This is a genomic window from Corynebacterium efficiens YS-314 (assembly GCF_000011305.1).
Classification (GTDB): domain Bacteria; phylum Actinomycetota; class Actinomycetes; order Mycobacteriales; family Mycobacteriaceae; genus Corynebacterium; species Corynebacterium efficiens.
This window is the reverse complement of record NC_004369.1, coordinates 1544573-1567480: the sequence shown is the minus strand read 5'-3', so window position 1 is coordinate 1567480 and position 22908 is coordinate 1544573. Positions and strand designations below refer to the sequence as shown.

Sequence of the window (22908 nt, the reverse complement as noted above, 5' to 3'; positions counted from 1 at the left end):
AGCGTATCAGGGGTGGTTTTGTCCGCGCCCCACGGTCAACACAAGGGGTGGGAAGGAGCGCTTAGCTCACGGTGTGAACAATCATCACGTCACAGTCGGACTGGCGGGCGACATCAGCGGGCACGGAACCCAGCAGACGGCCGGTCAGGGAATTGATGCCGCGGTTGCCCACGACGAGCAGATCGGCGTTGCGGTCGGTGACGATACCCATGAGGGCCTCAACCGGGGTGCCGGGGCGGATCTCGGTCTCGATCTTGGTGGCGCCGACATTGCGGGCAGCCTCGGAGGCCTTCTCCAGGTTCTCCTTGGCGGGATCATCACCGAGGATGGTCACGGAATCCTGGCGGAGGGTCTTGGAGGCCTCATCCTTGTTCTCGTAGTATGCGCAGCCGATGATGAGGGTGGCGTCGAAGGCCGCTGCGATCTTCGCAGCGCGCTCGACTGCGAGGAGGGAGGACTTGGATCCATCGGTACCGACGACGATCTTGGAGTAATTCTCGCTCATATGACAATTCCTAGTGCTCAGTGAGTGGGAAGTGATGTTCTCGTTCAGCGGGGCCCGGGTGCTGCCCCGTTTACGTTAGTGCCCCAGTCTAACAAACTTCTCTGCTGCTCCGGGGGTGTTTCTGGCTACGGCATTGACGGTTTTGGTCAGGCGTTACAGTGCGTTCCACATGCTGCAGGGGTAACACATCCACCGCTTCTGCGCCCGGGACCACCCCTTGCGGTGAACCTGGCCCGACCCACCTGTGGGTGCGGGGTGCTCCCCCACTACTGCATACCCACTTCCTTCATGCCTTTAAGTTCCTTCTTCAGCTCGAAGACCTCATCACGCAGTCGGCCGGCCAGCTCGAATTTGAGTTCGCGGGCGGCGGCGGCCATCTGGGCGGAGAGATCGTCGATAAGCTTCTGCAGCTGATCCACCTGCATCCCGGAGGTGTCGGGTTTCTCCACCACGGCGGCATCACCGGTGAGCCCCGGTGCGCCGACACCGGATTCCTGGTTCTCGTAGACCTGGTCGAGGATGTCGGCGATCTTCTTGCGCAGCGGCTGCGGGTCGATGCCGTATTCCTTGTTATAGGCGATCTGCTTCTCGCGCCTGCGGTCGGTCTCCTCGATGGCGTACTGCATGGAGTCGGTGATCTTGTCGGCGTACATGATCACCTCGCCGGAGACGTTTCGGGCGGCGCGTCCGATGGTCTGGATCAGTGAGGTGGTCGAGCGCAGGAAGCCCTCCTTGTCCGCGTCGAGGATGGCCACCAGGGACACCTCGGGCAGATCGAGGCCCTCACGCAGCAGGTTGATGCCCACCAGCACGTCGTACTCACCCAGCCGCAGCTGGCGCAGCAGTTCCACGCGCTGGAGGGTGTCGATATCGGAGTGCAGGTAGCGCACGCGGATGCCGTTCTCCAGGAGGTAGTCGGTGAGGTCCTCGGCCATCTTCTTGGTCAGGGTGGTCACCAGGACACGCTCGTCCTTCTCGGTTCGGCCCCGGATCTCGTGGATGAGGTCATCGATCTGGCCCTTGGTGGGTTTAACCGTGACCTTCGGGTCCACCAGACCGGTGGGACGGATGACCTGCTCCACGAACTCACCACCGGCGGCGGCGATCTCGAACTTGCCGGGTGTGGCGGACATGAACACGGTCTGGCCGCGTCGCGCGTCGAACTCCTCCCAGGTCAGCGGGCGGTTATCCAGGGCGGACGGCAGACGGAACCCGAACTCCACCAGGTTGCGTTTACGCGACATATCGCCCTCGAACATGCCACCGATCTGGGGCACAGTTACGTGCGACTCGTCGATGATGGTGAGGAAATCCTCCGGGAAGTAGTCGATCAGGGTCGCCGGCGCAGTGCCGGGGCCACGGCCGTCGATGTGGCGGGAGTAGTTCTCAATACCGGAGCAGAACCCCACCTGTTCGATCATCTCCAGGTCATATTCGGTACGCATGCGCAGACGCTGGGCCTCCAGCAGCTTGCCGCGGTTCTCCAGGTCGGCGAGACGGTCCTCCAGCTCGGCCTTGATATCCGCGACGGCCTTCTCCATGCGTTCCGGGCCCGCAACGTAGTGGGTGGCGGGGAAGATGTGCACCTCTTTCACGTTGCGGACCACGTCTCCGGTCAGCGGGTGGATGTAGTAGAGACTGTCGATCTCATCACCGAAGAACTCCACCCGCACCGCCAGTTCCTCATACGCCGGGATGATGTCCACCGTGTCCCCCTTGACGCGGAACGCACCACGGGTGAACGCAATGTCATTGCGGTCATACTGGATATCTACCAACAGGCGCAGGAAGCGGTCACGGTCGACCTCATCCCCCACCTTCAACACGATCGAACGGTCCAGGTAGGACTGCGGGGTGCCCAGACCGTAGATACACGAGACGGAACTGACCACCACCACATCCCGGCGACTCAGCAGCGAGGATGTCGCCGAGTGTCGCAGACGCTCCACATCCTCGTTGATCGAGGAGTCCTTCTCGATGTAGGTATCCGTCTGCGCGATGTACGCCTCCGGCTGGTAGTAGTCGTAGTAGGACACGAAATACTCCACCGCGTTGTTCGGCAGCAGCTGGCGCAACTCATTGGCCAGCTGCGCGGCGAGTGTCTTGTTCGGTGCCATCACCAGGGTGGGGCGCTGCTGCTTCTCGATCAACCACGCCGCCGTCGCCGACTTACCCGTACCCGTGGCACCCAGCAGCACCACATCACGCTCACCATTGGTCAGCCTTTTGTCCAACTCCGCGATCGCCGCCGGCTGGTCACCCGCCGGCTGGAATTCGGAGATGACCTCGAACTTATCGTCGGAGCGCTCGACCTCCCCGACGGGTCGGTGCTCGGAGTGGGACAGGACTGGTTGTTCAGCAGCGAAAGCCATATATACAGGGTACGCCAGAAGGGGGACACGTTAAATGGTCGTCTTTAGGGTGCGGTGAGCGGGTGGTCGCCGTGAGCTTGTCGACGCCTTCTCCGGGAGAACAAACTGGAATTGCATTCGGAAAATCTAATTTATTTATTCTGGGAGTGCGAGAGTGATGCTCCTATGTTGTGTCAAGCTGATTTGAGAAGTTCCTCATAAGCCGATCTCAACTCCGGTAGTGGACGCTTGCCGGTTTCAATATCACTGATCCTCGCTGGAGCGCACCCGAGCTGTTCGGCAACCTGGGCTTGCGAGAGCTGCCTTTCGATTCGTCGGGCTTTAAGCTCATCGACCCGTACCTGGCCTGTTGGAATAACGGATTGGCCTAGGCACAACACCCGGTAGACTTCCCTGACAATGGCACGTTTCAGACACCGCAAGATCTCCCTTTTCGATAGTCCTTCCTTCGTGTGCTTGGCTACATAGTCCCTGGTGCGCTGGTCATGATGCATCCGCACCAACGCAATCCGATGTAGCGCAGAATTCGCCCGACGATCTCCTCCACGGTTGAGACGGTGCCGATGAGTCCGTCCAGAACTAGCCGGAATCGGTGAAACCCCACACAGGTGAGCTAATGCTGCCTCGGAGTGAATCCTGCCTGGGTTTTCCCCAACACTGACGATCAGATCAGCAGCCACCACGGCACCACACCCAAATATCGAGGTCACATGCGGATTGATTGCCTCAACCAGGATGCTGATGTGTTCTTCCAGCTGCGTGCCCTGTTTGTGCACATCCCGGTAGGTGGTGGCTAATGTCTTCAACGCGATGAGCACCCCATTTCTGGGATCGGCCAGCTCAGCTGCTGGCCGGCACCGGGACAATGCCTCAACCATGACCAATGTGGACATCGCACTATAGCGGCGTCGAATCTCATCAGGTGCTGTGACCAGCAACGATTTGATCGTCGTTATTAGTTTCGCTGCTGTCATCACGAGCTGACGGCGGGTGATCTGCAACCCACGGAGGGATTCTACTGGCCCGGAGGTGTCTTTCGGGATGCTTAAGGCTTCCCCGGTGAGCACCTGGCGGGCGGCAGCTACCGCATCAACAGGGTCTGATTTTCCGTCCCGGCGTCGAATACTACGGGTAGGGCGTAAGACTTCTACGATTGAGTACTTCTGGGTGAGAAGGTGGCGTGTCAGGCCGGCTCCGTAGGAGCTGGTTCCTTCCACACCGACGGTGATGACACCGTGAGCTGCCATAAACTCTGCGATGTCCACGTAGCCAGGGTTGGTGGCGGGGAAGGTGTCAGTGGCGATGTGTCGGCCGGTGTCCGAAATAACAGCAACGGTGTGGGTATCGGTGTGCGTATCAATTCCGGCGACGGCGCCGGTTGGGCACTCGAAGATGGTAGGCATCGGGGATCATGTCCTGTCTGTGAGCAAACGCGCGGGTGGCCCGTGATCTGGGGTTTCCGGGCAGACAAGACGCTGATGGGACGACTACACTTGACACCTGCCGGGGTGGTCACGGTGGAGACATCACGCTCCTATGAAGTCATGGACGGATTCACCAGATCGCGGTACAGGGTCGGAACTAACCTGGAAGACAGATCACGCTGAAGGCACATGATGAGATCATGGCCAGTCTAATAGTGGGTCATTCCACGTGGTTCCGATCCTGTATTCCCATTATCAGCGTCTAATGGTTTGTGTGTGAGGGACTCCCCTCACATCAAGGAGATAAACCATAATGACCACCGTGGCTAAACAAGACCCAGCAGATTGAAGCCCGGATCAAAGCAATCGAGGAAAAGCTCCTAGCCAACCCAGAAATGGCAAAGCTCATCGATGAGCTCGGCACGTCCACCACCGATGCCAATGACCTCGTCCGGGGCCTGTTACAGGCGTCAATTAACCGTGGTTTGAACGCGGAAATGGATGCCCACCTCGGCTACGGGCATAGTGATCGGGATGGGAAAACAGCCGCTGGCCAGGGAAATCACCGCAACGGGTACTACCCCAAACGCGTGGACTCCAACTACGGTCCCATCGATGTTGCTGTCCCCAGGGACCGCAACGGCTCCTTCCTACCGACCATGGTGCCCAAAGGCTCCCGCCGGCTCACCGACGTCGACGATATGATCATCAGCTTGTATGCGGGCGGGATGACCGTGAGAGACATCCAACACCACATGATCACCTCCATGGGTGTTGATATCTCCCATGAAACAATCTCCGCGATCACCGATGCCGTCTTGGATGAGGTCATGATCTGGCAAAACCGCCAACTTGATGACTTCTACCCGGTGATCTTCCTCGATGCGTTACGCATCAAAGTCCGTGACGGGGGCCGGGTGGTCAACAAGTCCGTCTACCTGGCCATCGGTGTCGATATCGACGGCATCAAACACATCTTAGGGATCTGGTTGGCGAAGGAAGAAGGAGCGTCGTTCTGGGCGAATGTGTGTGCCAACCTCGCCACCCGGGGAGTCCAGGACGTCTTTATTGTCTGCTGTGATGGGCTCAAGGGCCTGCCACAGGCGGTGGAGGCCACCTGGCCTGATTCCATGGTCCAGACCTGTGTCGTGCACCTGATCCGGGCGGCGAACCGGTGGGTGGCCTACGGCGATCGCAAGGCCGTGTCGGCGCAGTTGAGGAAGATTTACACGGCCCCCACCGAGGACACCGCTATCGCGGCGTTGGAGGAATTCGAGGCATCTGAACTGGGAGTGAAGTACCCACAATCGGCGAAGGTGTGGCGTGATGCCTGGGATCGGTTCATCCCATTTTTGCAGTTCCCGCCGATGGCGAGAAAGGTGATTTATACGACGAACTCGATCGAATCGATGAACAATGAGCTGCGGAAAGCCACCCGGAACCGGGTGCAGTTCACCAATGATGAGTCCGCGATTAAAACCTTGTGGTTGATGATCTGCAATATCGAGGACAAGCGGGCGGCGAAACGCGCTAAGCAGGGAAAACGGGTGGCTGCTAGCAGCGGCCGGTTGATCGAGGGCCGCAAGGTCGCCAACTGGAAGCAGGCGATTAATCAGATGGCGGTGGCGTTCCCGGACCGCTTTGAGGCTTACCTTTAATATTTAAATCCAGGAGCCCCACACACAAAAATCTTGACACCCTCGGGTGGCCCGTGCTCTGGGGTTTCCGGGCAGACAAGACGCTGATGGGACGACTACACTTGACACCTGCCGGGGTGGTCACGGTGGAGACATCACGCTCCTATGAAGTCATGGACGGATTCACCAGATCGCGGTACAGGGTCGGAACTAACCTGGAAGACAGATCACGCTGAAGGCACATGATGAGATCATGACCAGTCTAATAGTGGGTCATTCCACGTGGTTCCGATCCTGTATTCCCATTAGACACTCTCCACCAGCTGAAGTTGAATCAGAATTTTGCAAGAGTAACCCGGGCCAAGAAATAATAGAAATCAAGGCAAACGCCTAGGAACAAAACCCGGGGCACTTCACCCTACACACAAAAATCTTGACACGCTCCAATTCCATCGCCAGCCTAGTTTCAGATATACACTTCGCAATGCTGTAAATTTCTTCATCATGGCTACCAAACGACTTCCCGCTCTTCCTGAACTGCTCAAACGAAAGATCTACAAAACCGGACAGACGCGTGGCGCTTCGCAAAATGAGATCTACCAAAATCGGGTATCCCGCAATAGTACGGTCCTCATACCGTATCAATGGTGGGAAAAATGTAAAGAACCCTATCCAGGGGCTGAATACGAGAATGGTTTTATTGTGCTCATTGATCCCGATTGGTACTCAGATCATCCTCATGCTGATAAGACCCTAGCCGCCAAAGGTATTGTCCTAGGAGTCAACGCAGTTCTTCACTTCCAACAGCGCGCCCAATGGGATCGTTATGATTTGCGGCTTGGGGATTTACTACCGAATGGCATGCCTTTCACCGAGCCCACCCAACGTATATCGCCGATTGGGGGCACCGTCCTTGCCCGAATTCATGGAACCACTGCTGAAGGCGACAAACGTTCCCAAATACGCGTGGGTTTTAACGAAACCAACCTTAGAGGCGCGGGGATTCGAGTGTACGAATACGCGTCTACAGAAAACTTGGAGAAAACGCGACTTCAACTAGAGTCCTATTACTGGCTGGCAGAAGAGTCCCTTGAGATGGCAATTGACTGGGGCATGAGTCCGAAAGATGCGCGAAAGCGCCGAGATGAGACCCTTCAACATGCACATGAGGCGGGACTGCTCGAGTACCAACGGCTGCAGGCCGTACGTATTGTTGACGAACACAACGTAACGATTTGTCCCTTCTGTCTTGAGCGAATTAGCGCATCCACATTTTACGAACGCAGTGAACAGGCCGTAGGGCGTGAAACATGGGATCTCACCACAACAGAAATATCACTATTTCATATTGAAGAGCTTCGGGTAGGGGCCCTTCAGCACCGGCCGTATAATCTCGGGTGGGGCCATCATCATTGCAACATAGTCGTTAAAGATGCGGGTATTGATCACACGTTAAGCTGGGTCGAGGTGCTATTAAAGCGAAATATAGCATCCGGTTGGAGGTCTCAAACGTCAAAGAGCGTTCCTGTGGATATTTCCACAGATGACGAGGCGAGCGAACAGCTAGATTCAATACCGTTGAATGAGAACGACGCAAACTGAACGCTGTGTATGGTCCTTTCGACCCACTTGTCTTCGAGCTCCATTGTTATTGCCCGTCTCCCCTCCGTAATGGCTGCCACGGCTGTCGATCCAGAACCGGCGAAACTATCTAGAACAACGTCTCCGGGGTAACTCGACGCGGCAATAATATGACGTAAGAGCGCTACGGGCTTTTCCGCAGGATGCTTGCCTTTGTATTGTTTCACGCTCGGAAAATCCCAAACATCGGTATATTCCACATCACCACTCAGAAACATTGGGCGCACCAAGTCCTCATATTCAACCATTGAATCAACGCGCCCGGTTTCCAGCAAAGCCTTCCGCAGTTTCGCGTACTGCTCACGGCTCGGAATATTGCGTCCTGCTTCCCAGTTGGCAACGGCTCCACCGCGATTGATCTTCCCGTAGGCCCCAGTAGCTTCGGTCAAGGCGACCATAGATAACCCAGCTGCAAGGCGACAATCACGTAGATAGATTCCCATCGGAGAACGTCTACGCGCCTCTAATGCCCCATAAGTACCATGCTCAAAGACAAGAATTCGTTCGGAATGGGGATACCAGGAACGGAGGGCTTCTTTCTTCATTTTCCCTTTCCACCCGTCATAACCCGGCAGATTGGGCTTAGACCAAGTTATGTGGCCGATTGGCCTGAAGAACTGGGCTAAATTGACCTCCAAACGAGCAGACATTTCTGAAGAACAGAAAACGTATAGGGTCCCGTTCGGGCGCAAAACGCGCTTCCACTCCTTAGCGCATTCAACCATCCACGCTATAAAGTCATCATCTTCTCCGAAAGCTGTGTCGCCTAAAATATTCTCCTTCTTCGTCGAATGATACGGAGGATCAGTTAAAATTAGCGAGACAGAATTGTCGGGCAGCCTTTTCATCAGTTGCAGACTATCCCCGTGTGTCACGATAGCCTCCTCATCAGCCCATTTGGCGGCAGACTTCAGGGCTTGTAACGACGATTGAAAAGCCTCAGTTTTTGACAGCATGGCTCGAAAGTGTTCGGTCACTTCTTCCCTTTCGCATTATCTCGCTATGCCCTGAACTAGAAGGGCCGTTCGAGAACTAGAGTAATTTTACTTTAACACTGTCTTTGTGCACCATTCGCGTGGCAAGCAAGCTGAGCAACATTGGGTCCATTCCCTGACCTCAACTAATTTTTCTGCTGTTTTAGCCTGGATTCACCGATGTGATTCCGGTTCCAACGGTGTGGGAATAAAAGAAATGCCCCTCTGACATGGGATAATACGACTTGTCTAAGGTCCGTAATCCCCGTCAAGAAAGAGCATCTCTCAGGTGCAACTATCTCACACTCCCGCAGCCATGTCAGCATCATTCGATGACCCCAACCTCGTGTCGGCTGCAGGCCTGGCCCCGACCATCCGCCTGGCTGATGCCGCAGGCCTGTCGACCCTGGCGCAACACCGGATGACCGTGCCAGGCGACAAAGGCGCGAACGCCGGGGGGAAGATCACCACCCTGATCGCCGGCATGGTCGCCGGTGCCGACTCCATCGACGACATGGACCAGCTGCGCCACGGCGGCATGAACCAACTGTTCAACCGGATCTACGCACCCTCGACCCTGGGGTCCTTCCTGAGGTCGTTTAGCTTCGGGCACGTCCGCCAACTCGACGCCGTCGCCTCCCGATTCCTGATCAACCTGGCTAACCAAGCTCCAGCCCTGGTGCCCGCCCCGGCTGCCAGCGGATACGTCTTCGTGGATGTCGACGACACCATCATCGAAGTCCACGGCCACCAGAAACAAGGCGCGGGCTTTGGCTACTCCGGGGTCCGTGGCCTCAACGTCCTGCTGGCCACGGCCACCACGAAGACTTCCGCCCCGGTGATCGTGGCGCAGCGCCTGCGCCGCGGTTCCTGCGGCTCCCCACGCGGGGCCGGACGTCTGATCGCCGATGCGATCGCCACCACCAGACGCCTACCCGCCATGGCAGGACAGAAGATCCTGATACGCGCGGACTCCGCTTTCTACGCCCCGCCCCAGCATCCACGCAGCACTCACCGCCGGTGCAGACGTCTCGATCACCATGCGGATGGACCCCAACGTGAAACGCGCGATTGCCACCATCGCGGATGAGACGTGGACAACCATCCGCTACACCGACGCACTCTTCGATGAGGACACCGGGCGCTGGATCTCCTCAGCGGAAGTTGCGGAAATCCCCTTCGTTGCGTTTGCATCGAAGAAGGAGGCCGAGCATGTTTCCGGTCGGCTGGTGGTCCGCCGGATACCGGAGTTGAACAAGAAGAATCTCGATCAGCCCGGCCTGTTTGATCTGCACCGTTTCCACGCGGTGTTCACCACCGCTGACCCTGCACTGATGGATACCGTGGCCGCGGACAAGACCCACCGGCAGCATGCGATCACCCCGCAGGTCAACGCGGATCTGAAGAACAGTGCGCTGGCGCATATGCCTTCAGGTGTATTCACCGCGAATGCTTCCGTGGCTGGTGTTGGCGGTCATGGCCTTCAACCTCACCCGCACAGCTGGGGTCATCGCCGGTACTGGACTCGCCCGAGCGATGACAGCGACGATCCGGAGTCGGGTCATCGCGGTTGCGGCTCGAATGGCGCGTCGGTCCCGGCGGCTGGTGCTGCACCTGCCCGAGGGCTGGAAGTGGGAGTCGCAGTGGCGGAGACTGTTCGATCACGGTCACTCGCCACCGGTGGTTGTTTCTTCCTGACCATCTGAGTCGAAGTCCTTCGGCCCGAGCTGACCTACCAATTCGTGGAACAACCAGACAAAGACGTGATCTGGGGATCACCCCTGCCCGAAATCCTTGGTGGTGCCCGCAGCCGATATCAACTGATCACCGAAGGACCATCGGCGGATCCAGGTTTAGAGAATTCAAAAATTCGTGTCAATAGCTGCCATAGGTGGTGCTTCAAGAGGGAGATTTCTATTAGGGACTACTGCAGCCCATCACCCTTTGAGAGAGGAGGAGTGAAGGTGAGACGGAAATACCAGCGCAAACCTCATAGATAATTTTCAAAGGCATCATGCTAAATTATCTTCCGGCATTTATTTAGCATTCTGTTCCGGAGGCTTCACCCTGTTGCGTAAGTCAGTTTCCCGCGCGCTTGTCGCGGGTGTCATCACCCTGTCGCTCACCACTCCTGCCGCTGTTGCGCAGAGTTCAGGATCATTCAGTTCCTCAGGCAGTTCCGCCCAGGACTTCATCGCGTTCTCCTCAGGCAATCCCGATGTCAGCGGCAGTTCCCTTGATGGACTGTTGAGTTCGATGTCGCTGCTGGGTTCCTCCCAGGCTCCGCTGCCCGGCGCGTTGACCAGTAGTGATGATGCCTATCCGTTCCCCACGGATCCGACGATTGGGGAGGCGGAGATCGTCGACAAGCAGCCGATGGACGGTCTGCGCCTGGAGCGCTGGACGGTGGCCTCCCCGTCGATGCAGCGCAACGTGGATGTGCAGATCATGCGCTCGGTGGATGCCGGGGCGCCGGCGCCGATGCTGTACATGCTCGACGGGATCGGTGGCAACAGGAACTCCTCCGGGTGGATCAACCACGGGCAGGGTCCGAAGGTGTTCGGCGATGAGAATGTCACCGTCGTCATGCCGCTGGGTGCGGCTGCGTCAATGTACTCCGACTGGGTGGAGGAGGATCCCGCGCTGGGTCGGATCATGTGGGAGACGTTCATCGTTGAGGAGCTCGCTCCCCTGCTCGAGGCCGAGGAGGAACTGAACTTCAATGGGCACCGCGGTATCGGCGGGCTGTCGATGGGGGCCACCGGTGCGGTTCACCTGGCCAACGCCAACCCTGATTTCTTCGATGCGGTCATCGGCATCTCCGGGTGCTACTCCACCCTCGACCCGATCGGACAGGCCACGGTCTCGCTGATCGTGAAGTCGCGTGGTGGCGATGTGGAGAACATGTGGGGTCCGGTTGGGTCCCGGACCTGGCAGGAGCATGATGTGGTGTCCAACCCCGAGGGCCTGCGCAACATGGCGGTGTACCTCTCGGCGGCCAATGGGGTGGTCGATGAGATCGACCGGGAGGAATACGCCGACGAGCCCTTCTACAACCTGCTGGCCGGTACCGTCCTGGAACGCGGTGCGCTCAGCTGCACCGAGGCCCTCGACGATGCCATGCAGGACGCGGGCATGACCCACCAGGTGGTGGACTACAAGGGCGCCGGTGCACACAACTGGCGCAACTTCAATGAGCAGCTCCAGCCCGGTTGGGACGCGGTGAAGGATGCCCTTTACTGAGTCGAGCAGCCTGCGCCGATAGAACCAGAAACGCATTTCCGACTCCCTATGGGGACGGGGATGCGTTTCTTTGTTCTCCCCTGCCCTACGATAAATCTCCTTCGAACAATTCCATCGACCACGAAAGACAGCCACCGACATGACAGAGAAATTGGCGCGTGGGATGCACCCGGATCCCACGCCGGCCACCACCGGACACCACACGGACGACAGCGGCGCACACGGTGATCACGGTGGGGGTCTCAAACGGGGCCTGAGCAACCGGCATCTGCAGCTGATCGCCATCGGTGGTGCGATCGGCACCGGTTTGTTCATGGGTGCGGGCAAGACCATCTCCCTGGCGGGCCCGTCGGTGATCCTGGTCTACGCGATCATCGGGTTCATGCTCTTCTTCGTCATGCGGGCGATGGGTGAGCTGTTGTTGTCCAACCTTAACTACAAGTCACTGCGCGATGCCGTCTCCGACATCCTGGGCCCCGGTGCCGGGTTTGTCACCGGGTGGACGTACTGGTTCTGCTGGATCGTCACGGGCATGGCTGACCTGGTGGCGATCACCGGGTATGTGCAGTACTGGTGGAGCGGGGTGCCGCTGTGGCTACCGGGTGCCGGTGCCATCCTGCTGCTGTTCGTGCTCAACCTCGCCGCGGTGCGTCTGTTCGGTGAGATGGAGTTCTGGTTCGCCATCATCAAGATTCTCGCCATTGTGGCGCTGATCTTCACCGGTCTGGTCATGGTGGTCAGCCACTTCGAATCCCCGGATGGGTCGGTGGCGCAGTTCTCCAACCTGGTGGACCACGGCGGGTTCTTCCCCAATGGGATCACCGGTTTCCTCGCCGGGTTCCAGATTGCGATCTTCGCCTTCGTCGGCATCGAGCTGGCCGGCACCGCCGCCGCAGAGACCGAGGACCCGGTGCGCACCCTGCCGCGGGCCATCAACTCCATCCCGGTGCGCATCGTGGTGTTCTATGTCCTGTCGCTGGCGGTGATCATGATGGTCATCCCCTGGGACCGTGTGCACACCGACAGCAGCCCGTTTGTTCAGATGTTTGCGCTGGCCGGTCTGCCGGCCGCGGCGGGCATCATCAACTTCGTGGTGCTCACCTCCGCGGCATCATCAGCCAACAGTGGTATCTTCTCCACCTCCCGCATGCTCTTCGGCCTCTCACTGGAGGGGGCTGCACCGAGGCGGTGGGCGAAGCTGTCCGCCAATCAGGTGCCGGCACGGGGACTGCTGTTTTCCATCGTGTGTCTGATCCCCGGTGTGGCCGTGATGTACGCCGGGTCCAGCATCATCGAGGCCTTTACGCTGATCACCACGGTGTCCTCGGTGCTGTTCATGGTGGTCTGGGCCTATATCCTCGTCGCCTACATCGTCTACCGACGCCGTAACCCCCAGCTGCATGCGGCATCGGTGTTCAAGATGCCCGGCGGTGTCGCCATGGCCGTGGTGGTCCTGGTGTTCTTCGTCGGCATGGTGGGTGTGCTCACCCTGGAAAACGACACCCGCTCCGCACTGCTGGCCACCCCGGTGTGGTTCCTGATCCTCGGCGCGGGCTGGTGGTTCAGCGGTGGTGCCCGGGGCGCGGCGAGCCGCTCCCAGTTGACGGGGCCGACCACGCCAGTCACGCCGGCCACCACGGCCTCCTAACCGTCCCCCCTGCCCTCCGACCCCGTCGCTCCCCGCGGCGGGGTCGGAGCTGTTTCCACCCCCGTCAGAGTGCCCCCTTGCTGGAACCGGTGATGAGGAAATAGGGTGGACTCAACAGAATGTAAACGTTTACATCAATCGTTTACACAACCACAGGGCGAAGCGGGGTGACCACCATGGCAGCAGAACACAGCCGTCCCACACTCAAGGACGTGGCCCAGCGCGCCGGTGTCTCCATCGCCACCGCCTCCCGCGCCATGGCGGACAACCCGGCGGTGGCCACCACCACCCGTACGCGCATCCAGGCGCTGGCCGCGGAGATGGGCTATCTCCCCAACGCACAGGCCCGGGCCCTGCAGAGTTCGCGCAGCAACACCATCGGCATCGTGGTGCCCAGCCTGATCAACCCCTACTTCGCCACCATGGTCACCGCCGTGCAGAACGCGGCCGAGGGTGCCGGTCTGGCCACCATCATCACCAACACCGATGAGCACCCGGAGACCATGGCCGCCTCCCTGACCTTCCTGGCCAGCCACGGGGTGGACGGCATCATCTGCGTGCCCGATGAAGCCTGCGCGGAACAACTGAACAACCTGCACGCCCAGGGCATGCCCCTGGTCCTCATCGACCGGGAACTCACCGGATCCCCCATCCCCACCGTCATCTCCGATCCGCAACCCGGCATGGACGCCGCGGTATCGCTGCTGGTGGAGCACCATGCCCTGCCGATCGGTTACCTCTCCGGGCCGCTGAGCACCTCCACGGGACGTGCCCGCCTGGAGGCCTTCCAGCAGGCCTGCCGGAACCACGACCTGGAACCGCAGCTGGTCTTCCGTGGCGGGTTCGAACAGGAGCAGGGCTATCAGGGTGCCACCCACCTGCTCAACCACGGGGCCCGTGCACTGGTCGCCGGGGACACCATGATGACCATCGGGGTGCTCCAGGCCTGCCACCGGGCGGGCCTGAGTATCGGCGAGGACATCAGCGTGATCGGCTTCGACAACCAACCCATCTTCGCCCTGCAACCACGGCCCCTGACGGTCATCGACCAGCAGGTGGACGTCATGGCCCGGCAGGCCTTCACCGTCCTGCATGGGCTGCTGGCGGGGACACAACCAACACACAACCACCTCGTGACACCCACCATCCTGATCCAGGGTGATTCCCTCATGAAAGGCCCACAACCATGACTGACATACCCGGTTCACCCGGTTCCATTGTTGTTGTCGGATCCATCAACGCGGATCTGACCACCACGGTCCACCGCCACCCCCACCCCGGTGAGACCCTCCTCGGCGGCGGTGGTGAGATCAGTGCCGGCGGCAAGGGCGCCAATCAGGCCGTGGCCGCCGCCCAGCTCGGTGCGGAGGTCCACATGGTCGGTGCGGTGGGTTCCGATACCATGGCCGACTCCGCCCTGGTGCACATGCGTGCCTCCGGCGCTGACATGTCCGCAGTCCACACCGTCGACGGCCCCACCGGTCTGGCCGTGATCACGGTGGCCGATGACGGTGAGAACACCATCATCGTCGTGCCCGGCGCGAATGCCAGCGTGGACGCCGACTATGTGGACCGGCATGCCCGGCTCATTGAACAGGCCGGCATCGTCCTGCTGCAGGGTGAGATCCCCGCCGATGGTTTCAACCGCGCGGTGGACCTGGCGCAGGGTCGGGTGGTGATCAACCTCGCGCCTGTGGTCCCGGTCGGTCATGAGCAGCTGCGTCAGGCGGATCCCCTCCTGGTCAATGAGCACGAGGGTGCCCTCGTGTTGGAGATGCTCGGTGCACCCACCACCGAAACCGATCCGTCCACCCTGGTGGCAGTCCTGCTGGGTCAGGGTTTCCCCACCGTGGTCATGACCCTCGGTGCCGATGGTGCCCTGGTCGGTGACGCCGAGGGCCTCACCGCGATCCCGACCCCCACCGTTGAGGCGGTGGACACCACCGGCAGTGGCGATGCGTTCGCGGGTGCGCTCGTCGCAAAGCTCGCCGACGGCCACTCCCTGGTGGAGGCCGCACGCTTCGCCGCCCGCGTCGGTGCGTTCGCCGCCACCCGCCGCGGCGCGCAGGCCTCCTACCCCACGCTTGTCGACGACCTACCCACAGTCACCGCTTAACTCCCCCTGAAACGAGAGTAACCATGTCAACCACCCTCGAGCCGAGGAAAGCCCCGGCCGCTGCGATCATCCCGCTGATGATCGCCCTGCTGGTGGCGGTGTTCGCCTTCCAGCTCAATGCCTCCATGCTCGCGCCGGCCCTGGCCACCATGGAGGTCGAACTGAATGCGACCCCCGCCCAGATCGGTATGACCCAGACCGCGTTCTTCACCGCGGCCGCCCTGTTCTCCCTCTTCCTGCCGCGCTGGGGTGACCTCATCGGTCGCCGCAAGGTGCTGATCGGCATGATGATCGTCACCGGCATCGGCTGTCTCGTCGCGGCACTCGCCCCCAATGTCACCGTGTTGTTCCTGGGACGTCTGATCCAGGGTGTGGCCGGTCCCACCGTGCCCCTGTGTCTGATCATCCTGCGCCAGCATGTGCCCAATGAGAAGCAGTACGCACTGCTGCTGGGTATTGTCACCTCCGTCAACGGTGGTATCGGTGGCGTCGACGCGATCGCCGGTGGCTGGCTGGCGGAGCACTTCGGCTTCCGTTCCATCTTCTGGGTCATGGCCGTGTTCTGCGTGGCGGCCGCCCTGGCCCTGCCCTTCGGTGTGAAGGAATCCACCGCCGAGACCACCCCGAAGATGGACTGGCTCGGAGTGCTGCCGCTGGCCGTGTCCATCGGTGCCCTGCTGACCGCCTTCAACGAGGCCGGCAAGCTTGCCGACGCCAACTGGTTCCTCGTCATCGCCCTGTTCGCCATCGGCATCATCGGTGTCGTCGCCTTCTACAACATTGAAAAGCGTGTGAAGAACCCACTGGTCAGCATCGAATACCTCGGCCAGCGCCGCACCTGGGCGCTGCTGCTGACCACCCTGCTGACCATGACCGGTGTGTTCGCCGTCATGAACGGCCTGCTGCCCAACCTCGCGCAGGACGCCACCCATGGTGCGGGCATGTCCGCCGGTGTGGTCTCCTGGTGGACCCTGACCCCGTATGCCCTGGCCGGTCTGGTCTTCGGTCCCGTCGCCGGTATTCTCGCCGGCAAATTCGGCTACAAGATCGTCCTGCAGATCGGTATCGCCGCCACCATCATCGGTGTCGCCGGTGCCACCTTCCTCGTGGGCAGCACCTCCAACCTGGCGTACCTGGGGATCTCCATCTTCGTGGGTATCACCTACGCCGGTATCGCCAACATCATGCTCAACGGCCTCGGTGTGGTGCTCTCCCCCGCCGACAACCAGGGCTACCTGCCGGGCATGAACGCCGGTGCCTTCAACCTCGGTGCGGGTATCTCCTTTGCCATCCTCTTCGCGGTGGCCACCAGCTTCGGGGACAGCAACGGTGGGTACGCCGCCGGCATGTGGGCCGGTGTGATCATCCTGGCGCTGGCGTTCCTGTGCTCCCTGCTCATCCCACGCCCGGAATCCATCACCGATACCGTGGCGGCCAGGAACCTGGCTGCCAATGCCACCGACAGCACCGACACCACCGATACCGCCCCCGTGGGCAACTAACCCCGCACTTTGAGAATTAGGAGTTTCACCATGACCACCAAGATCATCCTCGACTGCGATCCCGGACACGATGACGCCGTCGCCATGCTGCTCGCCCACGGCAACCCGGACATCGAGCTGCTCGGCATCACCACCGTCGGCGGCAACCAGACCCTGGCCAAGGTCACCCACAACGCCCGTGTCGTGGCCACCATCGCCGGCATGGACACCCCGATCTACCCGGGCGTGACCCGCCCGCTGGTCCGCCCAGTCGAGGTCGCCGAGGACATCCACGGCGACACCGGCATGGAGATCCACAACTATGACCTCCCCGAGCCGACCGTGGGCGTTGAGGACACCCACGCGGTGGACTTCATCATCGACACGGTGATGAACAACGAACCGGGCACCGTCGCCCTGGTTCCCACCGGCCCGCTGACCAACATCGCCCTGGCGGTGCGCAAGGAACCCCGCATCGCCGAGCGCGTCAAGGAGGTCGTCCTCATGGGTGGCGGCTACCACGTGGGCAACTGGACCGCCGTCGCGGAATTCAACATCAAGATCGACCCGGAGGCCGCCCACATCGTCTTCAACGAGTCCTGGCCCCTGACCATGGTTGGTCTGGATCTCACACACCAGGCGCTGGCCACCCCGGAGGTGGAGGAGAAACTCGCCGCACTGGGCACCGAGACGGGCGACTTCGTCGTCGCGCTTTTCGACGCCTTCCGCAAGAACTATCAGGACGCCCAGGGATTCGACAACCCACCCGTCCACGACCCCTGCGCCGTGGCCTACCTCATCGACCCCACCGTGTTCACCACCCGCAAGGCACCACTGGATGTGGAACTGTCCGGCGCGCTGACCACCGGCATGACCGTCGCTGATTTCCGCGCCCCCGCCCCGGAGGACTGCACCACCCAGGTGGCGGTGGATCTGGACTTCGATAAGTTCTGGACCATGGTCGTCGATGCGGTGAAGCGCATCGGTTAGGAGCTCAACACATTAGGGGGGGACGGTGACGTCCCCCCTTTTTTTTCTTCCGCGATGGCCGGCTGGTCAGCTGCCGAGCTCCGGCAGCGGAGGCCCCTCCAACTCCCCCATGAGTGTGCGTGCATCCCGCATATAGTAGAGGCCCTCCAGCGCCACATCCTGTGCAACCGTGGCCTGCGCCACGGTCTGGGCGGAGTTGATCTGCCCCAGTGCGCCCGCATGCCGTTGGGAGGCCAGTCCCACCAATTGCTTGGCCTCTTTCCCCTCCGGGGCAGCCATCATGATCTCACTGCCCAGCCGGTCGATCCACCGTTGTGCCCGGGCTTTGGCATCTAGGAGATCATTGCGCCGATTCCGTTCGAGTTCCCGACGGTTCTGCTCGAGAGTCCAGCGGTTCCACACCTGCAGGACGAATTTGAAAATGAACACCGATGCTACAAGGCCAAAAATCAGGAGGAGGTAGAAGGGCGGGATATGTTTGATATCGGACATATCCGCCATCATGCCACTGTTTCCTCCTGGATAGTACCGTGACCAAATACACCCCGGGGTATGCTGACATCGTGCGGGAGGGGTGGTTGAGTAAAGGGTAGAGCAGTTCCGACCCCGAGGAGCCCGTTATGAACACCATCCGTCGACAAGCCCTGGCGGCAGTCGTCCTCACCACCCTCGCAGTCTCCGGCTGCGCCACCACGGAAGACGTCGCCCAGCCGGCGGACACAGTCACCTCCACGACAACCACCGCCCCGGCAGAAACAGCCACCCCCACCGACACCTATGCCTCCGCCGATCTCCTGGCCCGGTTGATCGAGGAGGAGAAGGTGGCCCACGACCTCTACCTCGCCTTCGAGGAACAATACGGCGCCCGCGTCTTCAGCAACATCAAGAGATCCGAGGTGACCCACCAGGACCACGTCCTCGCCGTCATGGAGGCCACCGGCGTGGAGGATCCCCGTCTCCCGGAGCCCGGACAGTTCCGTGATGCAGAACTGCAGGACCTCTATGATGACCTCCTCGCACAGGGCAGTGTCAACCTGCCCGCCGCCTACCAGGCTGGTGTGGATTTCGAGACACAGGACATCGCCGGACTCGAAGCCGAACTGGAGAAGGCACCGGAATCGGATGCCGCGCTGACCAGCCTGCTGCAGATGCTTCTCGACGGTTCCAGGAACCACCTGACAGCCTTCCAGCGCCAGCTCAGTCGATGATGCCACGCCCAAGCACATGGGTACTGTGCACTCACCCATCCACTATGGTCAGGAGATGATCCTGCTCGGCAGGCCCTGGATGAAATGAGATGAATGATGGCTTCAGCACCCCCTGCCCGTCCGACCCGCTCCGCTGTGCAGATCCTCACCGCGCTCGGGGCGCTTACCCTGATCGCCATCATCATCTGGATTGATATCTCCACCACCCTCTGGCAGGAGATGGTGATCCTCGCCGGTCTGGCTGCCGGCCTCGTCTCCTTTCTGCTCACCACGGTGTTTGTCAACCGTTTCCACCAGCGTCAGCTGGAGGCGCGGTGGGCACCCGTCACCCACATGGCGTTGACCTCGGTGCTCCACCACCTGGCTGATGAACGCCACAGTGACCTCAGCCGTGGTGTCATCCGGCCCCGGACCCTCAGCGTCCCCACCACAGAGGATTCCGCCAGCCTCCAACGGGAACTGGAGAAACTGCGGCAACAGGTACTCAAGGAACAGAATCACCTCACCTCGATCCTGGGCACATGGTCGGAGTTTCTCACCTCCACGGGCGACAACACCGATATTCTGCGGTCCACCGCTGAGCTGGCCCTCCAGCTGGAACAGGTACGGGACGCAGCGCTGGACGCAGAGCACCAGCTGGATGTTGCGGCGTCGACCAGTCAGGCCCGGGCCGCCCTGGCTGAGCTGTCCAACAAGGTAGCCTCCTGCAACGACCTCCATGCCCAAGTTATTGATGCCCTACAAACCAGACTGGAAGCACACGTGGCCCGCTGAACTGCGATGATGTCCATGATGATGGACAATCCCCACGGGATGTCGTTGCATGACCAGTCACCTGTACCTAGGGTGGGCACATGACAGAGACCCAGAAATACACCGTGTCCCGAACCATCAACGCCTCCATCGATCAGGTGTGGGATGTGATCTCCAACCCGGAGCTCCACAAGGAGTTCGACTCCTCCGGACGTGTGCGTTCTGACGAGAAGTCCAACCGCATCCAGGCCACCGGCGAGGTGTTCACCATGAACATGGAGGGCCCCAACGGTGCCTACAAGACCGACAACCACGTCGTCGGTTACAACGAGCACAAGCTGCTGGCCTGGGCCACCGCCCCGGCCGGTCAGGATCCACTGGGCTGGCAGTGGGTGTGGGAGCTCAACTCCACCGATTCCGACACCACCGAGGTGTCCCTGACCTACGACTGGTCGAAGGTCAGCGATGAGATGCAGAAGAAGTTCAATCTCCCGCTGCTGGATGAGAAGGAACTTGAGGACTCCCTAGCCAACCTGGCCGCGGCGGTCGAATAACCATCAGCAGATGACACCGGCCGGTACCCCCTTCATGGAAGGTGGGTACCGGCTGGTGTCCTGCTGCCTGCCCGTCATCCCGCGGTGGTGATCACCGCCGCCAGCACCGCGGCGCATCCCAGCAGCAGCACCGGGATCTCCGCCATCCCCAGGCGACGTGCGCTCCACTCAGTGCCCTGCCGTGCGGCCATGGGGATGTACATGGCACGGAACAGTGCCACCAACAGCGTGGCCACCATGAGCAGGCCGGCCACCCAGCCCACACCCACCACCAGGGTCATCACCCAGATGATGAGCACCGCCACGGCGTGATAGGTGATGGAACCGGCCAGGTAGCGGGGGTTGTCGCGTTCCCGGATCATGGACTTGACAAACGGGATGGTCCCGGAGAAATACACCGCCAGGAACACCATGGATACCCAGGCCGTCACGCCCACCTCCCCGGAGGCGGACCCCACGGAGGTCAGCGCCGGGAAAAGCAGTGCGGAGGCCACGGTGGTGGACACCCCCGACAGCGTGGACCGGCTGCGCCCCCGGATGGTCTCCCCCACCGCGATCACCACCAGTGGTGCGAAGGGGATGGCCCACCAGATCAGGCCCGGTTGCAGGAGCAGCGCCACACTGATGCCCAGCACGCTGACCGCGCCGTAGGCATACACCGGCCGCAGATACCTCGCGCGCCGCCGGGGGTTGCGGGCACGGGCGGCCAGCCCGAATGCGAAGAAGGCGAAATAGCCGAAGAACCAGGCCACCAGCACGGCCAGGAGAACGATGAGGCGGCTGGCGGGTGCCCCGGTGGTGGCAAACATCACCAGCCCGGAGATCAGGCCCAGGACCGCGGGGCTGATGAGCATCGCCCAGGCACCGTGCTGGTTGGGCACCCAGGGGGAAATACCTTTTCTACGCGGCTTACGGGGCCGGTTTGCAGGGGTCGGACGCTTCATGAATGTGGTCATGCCACTAACCCTATGTCAAACTAAAGTATGATTCCAGGCAAATGATATCAGTGGGATTGGTTAAACCTCTCAACCCTCCCACAAGGGAAGTCGGGGGTGCCCGCAGGCCCCGACTATGACTGTTTGGTCAGTTCACTTTCCAGGTGCTGCTGGAGCGGCTGGCCGACCGCCCCCATGGCGAACTGGGCGCTCAATCCGGTGCGGTCCGCGGTGAAGGTGTAGGTACGTGCGGTGGTGCCCACGCGCTTGGCGCTGCCGGAGTTGGCCACGGTGGAACGGGTGAAGTCGAAGACGAGCGTCTCACCCTCCTCACTCACCATCCCCTCGAGAAGCTCTGTCTGACCCATGGGTTGGGCGAGGATGAATTCCGCCCGGCCGTCATCAAGGATGCGGAGGAACCCGAGTTCGGTGTGCAGGGGTCCGTCAAGCCCCATGGTCTTCTGCTCATAGCGGAAGAAGGGCTTGCCCGGGATCGTGGAGAAGTTCAGCGTCTCCTCATAAGAGAAATCCTCGATGGTGGGATAAAAGCCGTGGCCCTTCCCGGTCCAGGTGCCGGTGAGGAAGCCGTAGGGTGCGATGTTGGGATGAAGGTCCATACCCGTCGAGCGTAGTGGAATGGGGGCGGATCGGGCGTCGAAAAGCATCCGTTCTACGCGCGCACCCACACACCATCCCGGTAGACGGCCAGGCCGCGGTCGGCGAACGCCTCCAACCAGCCCTCCATGGGCCAGAAACCCCAGATGGAGTGGAACCGGGTGGCGTTGGTGAGGATGTCCTCGAGATGTTCCACCGGTGGTGAGGACACCGGATGCCACTGGTGGTAGGCATGTGCCCCACCCACCCAGCGCATTCTCCGCCCCCGGGCGCGCAGGCGGTGGGCGAAGTCGGTGTCCTCCCCGCCGTAGCCGACATACCCCTCATCAAAACCCCCACTGTCCGCCCAGGTGGCGGCCGACACCGCAAAGGACAGGGACCAGAACAGATTCCATTCCTCATCACTGCCCGGCCGGGTCTCCCCCGCCGGCGGATCGGGGCGCGCCGGGTGCGGATCGGTCAGGCCGGTCAACTCCTCCAGTTGATACCCGCTCGGACCCGGCGCGTCCAGGTAGGTCACGGGTCCGCACAGCACCTCGTCGGGGAACTGCGTGGCGGCGGTGACATACCGGGCAACCAGGTCAGGGCCGGGGATGCAGTCGGCGTCGAGGAAGATGAGCAGCTCCACCCCGTCCGCGAGCGCGGTCCGGGCGACCTCGTTGCGGGCGCGTGCCAGGTTGCGGTCCGCCCCCAGTTGTCCCCGGTAGTGGGGTGTGCCGGGTGCGAAACGCTCCAACCCGGCTTTTTGCATGGCCACATGCTGCTGGCGGTTGTCATCCGCCATGGTCACGACAGCGTATGTCACCTGTGTC

Annotated in this window: 19 protein-coding genes and 1 pseudogene; 12 read left to right on the top strand and 8 right to left on the bottom strand. The window is 60.9% G+C overall.

The features are described from left to right. Positions 1 to 61: 61 nt before the first annotated feature. The 3 genes from CE_RS07485 to CE_RS07475 all read right to left on the bottom strand — a co-directional run bounded on the left by CE_RS07485 (position 62) and on the right by CE_RS07475 (position 4280). Complete coding sequence (locus tag CE_RS07485; protein ID WP_006770406.1) at positions 62 to 505, bottom strand: universal stress protein; 444 nt, start codon at positions 503 to 505, stop codon at positions 62 to 64. A 266-nt stretch (positions 506 to 771) separates the two neighbouring features. Continuing rightward, positions 772 to 2877: an excinuclease ABC subunit UvrB gene (gene uvrB, locus CE_RS07480; RefSeq protein WP_006770405.1), complete on the bottom strand. Its 2106-nt coding sequence runs from the start codon at positions 2875 to 2877 to the stop codon at positions 772 to 774. A gap of 173 nt (positions 2878 to 3050) precedes the next feature. Beyond that, the gene (locus CE_RS07475) at positions 3051 to 4280 is read right to left on the bottom strand and encodes an IS110 family transposase (protein ID WP_006770404.1); all 1230 of its coding nucleotides are present in this window, start codon (positions 4278 to 4280) and stop codon (positions 3051 to 3053) included. A 365-nt stretch (positions 4281 to 4645) separates the two neighbouring features. On the opposite strand from CE_RS07475, the gene CE_RS07470 reads away from it, so the two are divergent. Together CE_RS07470 and CE_RS14920 are read left to right on the top strand one after the other, a co-directional pair. After that, positions 4646 to 5959, top strand: a complete 1314-nt coding sequence (locus CE_RS07470) for an IS256 family transposase (protein ID WP_041628377.1) — start codon at positions 4646 to 4648, stop codon at positions 5957 to 5959. Positions 5960 to 6442: 483 nt separating this feature from the next. Then, positions 6443 to 7540 carry a BstXI family restriction endonuclease gene (locus CE_RS14920; RefSeq protein WP_006770403.1) on the top strand — a complete coding sequence of 366 codons (1098 nt, stop codon included), beginning with the start codon at positions 6443 to 6445 and terminating at the stop codon, positions 7538 to 7540. Here CE_RS14920 and CE_RS07465 read toward each other — a convergent pair. Then, positions 7444 to 8535 carry a DNA-methyltransferase gene (locus CE_RS07465; protein WP_006770402.1) on the bottom strand — a complete coding sequence of 364 codons (1092 nt, stop codon included), beginning with the start codon at positions 8533 to 8535 and terminating at the stop codon, positions 7444 to 7446. The two genes, CE_RS14920 and CE_RS07465, sit on opposite strands and share 97 nt — an antisense overlap. 307 nt (positions 8536 to 8842) lie before the next feature. Here CE_RS07465 and CE_RS14915 point away from each other — a divergent pair. The 7 genes and pseudogenes from CE_RS14915 to CE_RS07425 all read left to right on the top strand — a co-directional run bounded on the left by CE_RS14915 (position 8843) and on the right by CE_RS07425 (position 18031). Next, positions 8843 to 10251, top strand: a pseudogene (locus CE_RS14915) (IS1380 family transposase). A 372-nt stretch (positions 10252 to 10623) separates the two neighbouring features. Further along, positions 10624 to 11796: an alpha/beta hydrolase gene (locus CE_RS07450; RefSeq protein ID WP_011075472.1), complete on the top strand. Its 1173-nt coding sequence runs from the start codon at positions 10624 to 10626 to the stop codon at positions 11794 to 11796. A 163-nt stretch (positions 11797 to 11959) separates the two neighbouring features. Next, positions 11960 to 13444: a D-serine/D-alanine/glycine transporter gene (gene cycA, locus CE_RS07445; protein WP_081447270.1), complete on the top strand. Its 1485-nt coding sequence runs from the start codon at positions 11960 to 11962 to the stop codon at positions 13442 to 13444. Positions 13445 to 13620: 176 nt separating this feature from the next. Continuing rightward, positions 13621 to 14634 carry a LacI family DNA-binding transcriptional regulator gene (locus CE_RS07440; protein ID WP_006770397.1) on the top strand — a complete coding sequence of 338 codons (1014 nt, stop codon included), beginning with the start codon at positions 13621 to 13623 and terminating at the stop codon, positions 14632 to 14634. Next, a complete protein-coding gene (locus CE_RS07435) occupies positions 14631 to 15560 on the top strand; it encodes a ribokinase (RefSeq protein WP_011075468.1) in 930 nt (309 codons plus the stop codon). The genes CE_RS07440 and CE_RS07435 overlap by 4 nt, the downstream gene beginning before the upstream one ends. Before the next feature lie 23 nt (positions 15561 to 15583). Further along, complete coding sequence (locus tag CE_RS07430; RefSeq protein WP_006770395.1) at positions 15584 to 17062, top strand: MFS transporter; 1479 nt, start codon at positions 15584 to 15586, stop codon at positions 17060 to 17062. Positions 17063 to 17092: 30 nt separating this feature from the next. Then, positions 17093 to 18031, top strand: coding sequence for a nucleoside hydrolase (locus CE_RS07425; protein WP_006770394.1), 939 nt, complete (start codon positions 17093 to 17095; stop codon positions 18029 to 18031). Between the two features lie 66 nt (positions 18032 to 18097). On the opposite strand, the gene CE_RS07420 is transcribed toward CE_RS07425, so the two are convergent. Continuing rightward, complete coding sequence (locus CE_RS07420; RefSeq protein ID WP_006770393.1) at positions 18098 to 18535, bottom strand: hypothetical protein; 438 nt, start codon at positions 18533 to 18535, stop codon at positions 18098 to 18100. A gap of 116 nt (positions 18536 to 18651) precedes the next feature. Between CE_RS07420 and CE_RS07415 the strand changes: the two genes are divergently transcribed. The 3 genes from CE_RS07415 (at position 18652) to CE_RS07400 (ending at position 20546) form a co-directional block, all read left to right on the top strand. After that, positions 18652 to 19239 (top strand): DUF2202 domain-containing protein, encoded by a 588-nt coding sequence (locus CE_RS07415; RefSeq protein ID WP_006770392.1) that lies wholly within the window; start codon positions 18652 to 18654, stop codon positions 19237 to 19239. A gap of 96 nt (positions 19240 to 19335) precedes the next feature. After that, entirely contained in the window at positions 19336 to 20013 is a 678-nt protein-coding gene (locus tag CE_RS15240; RefSeq protein WP_231295181.1) for a hypothetical protein, read from the top strand. An 80-nt stretch (positions 20014 to 20093) separates the two neighbouring features. After that, positions 20094 to 20546, top strand: a complete 453-nt coding sequence (locus CE_RS07400; protein WP_006770390.1) for an SRPBCC family protein — start codon at positions 20094 to 20096, stop codon at positions 20544 to 20546. Positions 20547 to 20620: 74 nt separating this feature from the next. Here the strand turns inward: CE_RS07400 and CE_RS07395 are convergent, their stop codons facing one another. The 3 genes from CE_RS07395 to CE_RS07385 form a co-directional block, all read right to left on the bottom strand. Then, positions 20621 to 21502, bottom strand: coding sequence for a YwiC-like family protein (locus tag CE_RS07395; RefSeq protein WP_011075465.1), 882 nt, complete (start codon positions 21500 to 21502; stop codon positions 20621 to 20623). Positions 21503 to 21615: 113 nt separating this feature from the next. Next, positions 21616 to 22098 (bottom strand): FABP family protein, encoded by a 483-nt coding sequence (locus CE_RS07390; RefSeq protein WP_006770388.1) that lies wholly within the window; start codon positions 22096 to 22098, stop codon positions 21616 to 21618. Between the two features lie 53 nt (positions 22099 to 22151). Then, complete coding sequence (locus CE_RS07385) at positions 22152 to 22880, bottom strand: glycosyltransferase family 2 protein (protein ID WP_006770387.1); 729 nt, start codon at positions 22878 to 22880, stop codon at positions 22152 to 22154. Positions 22881 to 22908: the final 28 nt, after the last annotated feature.